This is a genomic window from Aurantimonas sp. E1-2-R+4 (assembly GCF_036549515.1).
In the GTDB taxonomy this organism is placed as follows: domain Bacteria; phylum Pseudomonadota; class Alphaproteobacteria; order Rhizobiales; family Rhizobiaceae; genus Aurantimonas; species Aurantimonas coralicida_A.
Map to the genome: position 1 here is coordinate 1 of NZ_JAZHLK010000106.1, position 3,754 is coordinate 3,754.

Genomic DNA, 3,754 nt, shown 5'->3' on the forward strand with positions numbered 1-3,754 from the left:
GCCCATCAGCGCCAAAATGCCGAAAAGTTCATTGCCCCTGCATCGAGGGCCGCGTAACGTTCAACCCGGCATCGCCGCTCAACGAAGTTCAACAAACTTCGGGACATCCCCTCCTTGTCGGCGCCTCTTGGCGAATCTTTTCGGCCGAGGCTCGCCATGTCGCGCGTGGTGGTGCCTTTGCCCGAAATGCGGACACGGAAGGAGTGGACAAATGGCGGATGTGCGGGTCATCTGCGCGATCGGTCGCAGCGGACAACTCGGCCTGGGCGGCCAGTTGCCGTGGGAGAGGCGGCCGGAGCGGGTCTATACCGAGGACGTCGAGCGTTTTTTCGAGATCACCCGCGGCCATGTGCTGATCGCCGGACCGAAGACGGTCGCCTCCTTTCCAAGCTTTGCCAAGAACGACCGGGTCATCGTCGAGATTCGCTCGTCGGATGATCCGCAGGAAGTGCTCTCCCGCTTTCCCAACCGCGTCGTTTATGTTGGGGGAGGGCCGGCCGTCTGGGATGTCTACGCGCCTTATGTCCGGCACTGGGACATCAATACGCTGCCCTATGACGGCGAAGCCGACACCTGGTTTAATCCCGCCTGGCTCGNTGGGATGTCTACGCGCCTTATGTCCGGCACTGGGACATCAATACGCTGCCCTATGACGGCGAAGCCGACACCTGGTTTAATCCCGCCTGGCTCGTCGCGGCCGGCAACCGGCGAGGCTGAGCCATGCGGCCGAGTGGAGCGCCGTCTCCGTCAGTGCGGCGCGACGGCTGCGCCCAACTCCCGAGGATCGATGCCGCATTCGCCTGCGATGGCCTGGCATAGCCCGATCATCAAAGGGGTGAGAGGACCATCCGGCTGTCGGATGGTCGACGGATCGAGCGTCGCGGGCGAGATCAGCCGCAGGCTGTTGGTCAGGAACACCGTGGCGCCCGCAAGATCGGCAAGCCCGAGCGAGCGTTCGCGACCGGCTAGGCCGAATTCTGCGGCATGAGCGAGAACCCAGCGGCGGGTAATCCCTTCGAGAACGCCGTCGGCAAGTGGCGGGGTCGACAGTTCCCCGTCCTTGAGCACGAACACGTTGGCGAGCGCCGAGCACGCAACGCGATCCTTGGTGTTGAGGAACAATGCCTCGTCGGCGCCGGCCTGCCGGGCCGCGTGATTGGCGAGGACCGCATCGAGATACGCCAGTGATTTCATCCGTGTGGTGGGCGAGGTCTCATTGCGCCGGATCGAGGACACATCCAGGCGGGTCGCCGAGAACATCGCGCTCGGCGTCAGCGGCGCGGACGAGCCGAGGATGGTCGGACGCGGGTCCGGGGGGAGGGCGATGCCACGTGGTCCCGGCCCACGCGTGAGAGTGAGCCGGATCGAGCCGTTGACCTGTCGTTCCGCCAGCGCGGACATGGCGGACTGCAGATCGTTTCGTGCCACCGGGATCTCCAGGAGTCCGGCAGCGCCGGCAAGGCGGTCGAGATGGTCGTCCATGCGAAACACCCGACCGCCGAGAACCAGCGCGGTATCGAATACGCCGTCCGCGAGGAGCAGCCCCCGGTCGTTGGCCGCGATCGCGCCGTCGCACGGGGCGAAGGCGCCGTTAAGCCAGATGTCGGTCATGCCAAGCCTCAGCGAGGGTCAGGAAGTTCTTGAAGATCAGTTCGCCCTGTTCGCTCAGCACCGATTCAGGGTGAAACTGGATGCCATAGGTCGGGTGTGCGCGATGGGAAAGCGCCATGATCTCGCCTTCCGGCGAGCGCGCGTCGACACGCAGGCTCTCCAGCATCGCCGGTGTCTCCTCGACGATCAGCGAATGGTAGCGCCCCACAGTCGTCGGGCTTGGCATTGTCTCGAACAAGCCCGTCGCACCATGATGGAGTTCCGAGGCCCGGCCGTGCATCGGCTTCATCGCGCGAATCACGGTGCCGCCGAAGACCTCGCCGATCACCTGATGGCCGAGACAGACGCCGAGGATGGGAAGGCGGCCGGAGAATGCGCGAACTAGATCGCGTGAGATTCCCGCCTCGGCCGGCGTGCAGGGGCCGGGGGAAACGATGATCGACGTCGGCCGCAACGCCTCGATGTCGGCCAATGTCAGCGAGTCGTTGCGCACGACCTGCGTGTGGCCGCCCAGTCGGTCGAGATAGCGGGCGACGTTGAAAACGAAGCTGTCGTAGTTGTCGATGACGAGGATCATCCGGCATCGTCCTCGAACGCCGCGAGGACGCGAGTCGCCTTGGTGAAGGTTTCCTCGTATTCGGCTGCGGGGTCGGACAGAACGGTGATGCCGCCACCGGCGGCGAGGCGTGCCTTGCCGTCGGCGAAGCTGACCGTGCGGATGGCGATGTTGAGATCCATCGCGCCGTCGAAGCCGAGATAGCCGATGGCGCCGCAATAGGGGCCTCGCGCGGTCTTCTCGATCTCGGTGATGATGTCCATCGCGCGGATTTTCGGCGCTCCGGTGATCGAACCGCCCGGAAAGGTCGCGGCGATGAGATCGCCCGGCGTTATGCCTTCAAGTAGGCGGCCGGTGACGACCGAGACGAGGTGATGCACCGATGCGTAGCTTTCCAGACCGCACAAGACCGGCACCGCGACGGAATCGGCTTCGCAGACACGCGACAGGTCGTTGCGCAGCAGGTCGACGATCATCACGTTCTCAGCCCGGTCTTTCTCGGATGCCAGCAGCGCCGCCGCGAGCGCCCGATCGTGGGCCGGATTGGCCGCGCGTTTCGCCGTCCCCTTGATCGGGCGGGTTTCAACCCTCCGTCCGGCGAGCTTGAGGAACCGCTCCGGCGAGGACGAGGCGATGGCGAGATCAGGGTAGTCGAGAAAGGCACCGAAGGGGGCGGCATTGCTGCGCCGCAGCTTGAGATAGAGCTGAAATGGATCGAAGCCGTCAGGCAGGGTTGCCTCGAAGGTCTGGGCGATGTTGGCCTGATAGACATCACCGGCGAGGATGTAGTCGCGCACCCGTTCGATCGCCGCGTGATAGTCGGCGGCGAAGAAGTTCGAACGCCAGTCGAGAGCGGGTGCAGGCGAGCCGGAAGATGCGGATGCCGGTGTCGCGAGCGCCGCCTTGTACGCCGCGATCCGCGCATGTGCGTGACGCTCGCGGTTCGCCTCGTCGGCGGGATGGCCGGACGCGATGATGAAGGCCCGATCGTCGACGAGATCGAACGCAAGAATCGTGTCGTAAAGGTTGAACCGCAGGCTCGGCACCTCCGGATCGAGATCCGGCGGCGTCGCGAGCCGCTCCAGATGATGCGCGAAGTCATAGCCGATGAACCCGATGGTACCGCCCTGGAACGGTGGCAGGCCGGCGACCGCCTCGGTGCGATACTGCCGCAGGGTCGCATCCAGCGCGGCCAATGGGGCACCTTCGAGCCGGCGTCCGTCCACCATCGCGCCGCCCGCGTCGACGGCGAAGCGGGCAAAAGGCGAGGCTGCGACATAGGCGTAGCGGCCCAGCGTCGCGTGCCGCATGGCGCTGTCGAGGAAGGCGAGGCCGCCGAGCGGCCTGAGGCGGGCCGCCGCGACGTCCGGCGCCAGGGGATCGATCTCTTCGTAGACCATGACGGCAATTGCCCAGAAGCGCGTGCGCGCGTCAAACGGGGCCACAGCCGCACTAACGATCGGGGCTGACCGCAAGGGAATGTCCCGGTCTCTGTTGAAACTCTGAAGTGGGCGGCGTTGCCCGCCTTGAGCCGTTAGGCTCGGGGTGCCGATTCCACTGAGGAGAGCAACGCCATGACGAGAGATA

3 protein-coding genes and 1 pseudogene are annotated in these 3,754 nt (G+C 65.4%); 1 reads left to right on the plus strand and 3 read right to left on the minus strand.

The window, feature by feature from the left end; translation table 11 throughout:
• Positions 1-211: 211 nt before the first annotated feature.
• Positions 212-601: pseudogene (locus VQ045_RS21330) on the plus strand (dihydrofolate reductase); the annotation flags it as partial.
• Positions 602-747: 146 nt separating this feature from the next.
• Here VQ045_RS21330 and VQ045_RS21335 read toward each other — a convergent pair.
• Genes VQ045_RS21335 through pabB form a run of 3 tightly spaced genes read right to left on the minus strand, consistent with a single transcriptional unit; the run spans position 748 to position 3,567 of the window.
• Entirely contained in the window at positions 748-1,611 is an 864-nt protein-coding gene (locus VQ045_RS21335; RefSeq protein ID WP_331831547.1) for an aminotransferase class IV, read from the minus strand.
• Positions 1,592-2,188 carry an anthranilate synthase component II gene (locus tag VQ045_RS21340; RefSeq protein WP_331831548.1) on the minus strand — a complete coding sequence of 199 codons (597 nt, stop codon included), beginning with the start codon at positions 2,186-2,188 and terminating at the stop codon, positions 1,592-1,594. The genes VQ045_RS21335 and VQ045_RS21340 overlap by 20 nt, the downstream gene beginning before the upstream one ends.
• Entirely contained in the window at positions 2,185-3,567 is a 1,383-nt protein-coding gene (gene pabB, locus VQ045_RS21345; RefSeq protein WP_331831549.1) for an aminodeoxychorismate synthase component I, read from the minus strand. The genes VQ045_RS21340 and pabB overlap by 4 nt, the downstream gene beginning before the upstream one ends.
• Positions 3,568-3,754 lie beyond the last annotated feature (187 nt).

Coding starts and splice junctions, on each gene's coding strand:
- pabB (WP_331831549.1), bottom strand. CDS start 3,567: ATGGTCTACGAAGAGATCGATCCCCTGGCGCCGGACGTCGCGGCGGCC.
- VQ045_RS21335 (WP_331831547.1), bottom strand. CDS start 1,611: ATGACCGACATCTGGCTTAACGGCGCCTTCGCCCCGTGCGACGGCGCG.
- VQ045_RS21340 (WP_331831548.1), bottom strand. CDS start 2,188: ATGATCCTCGTCATCGACAACTACGACAGCTTCGTTTTCAACGTCGCC.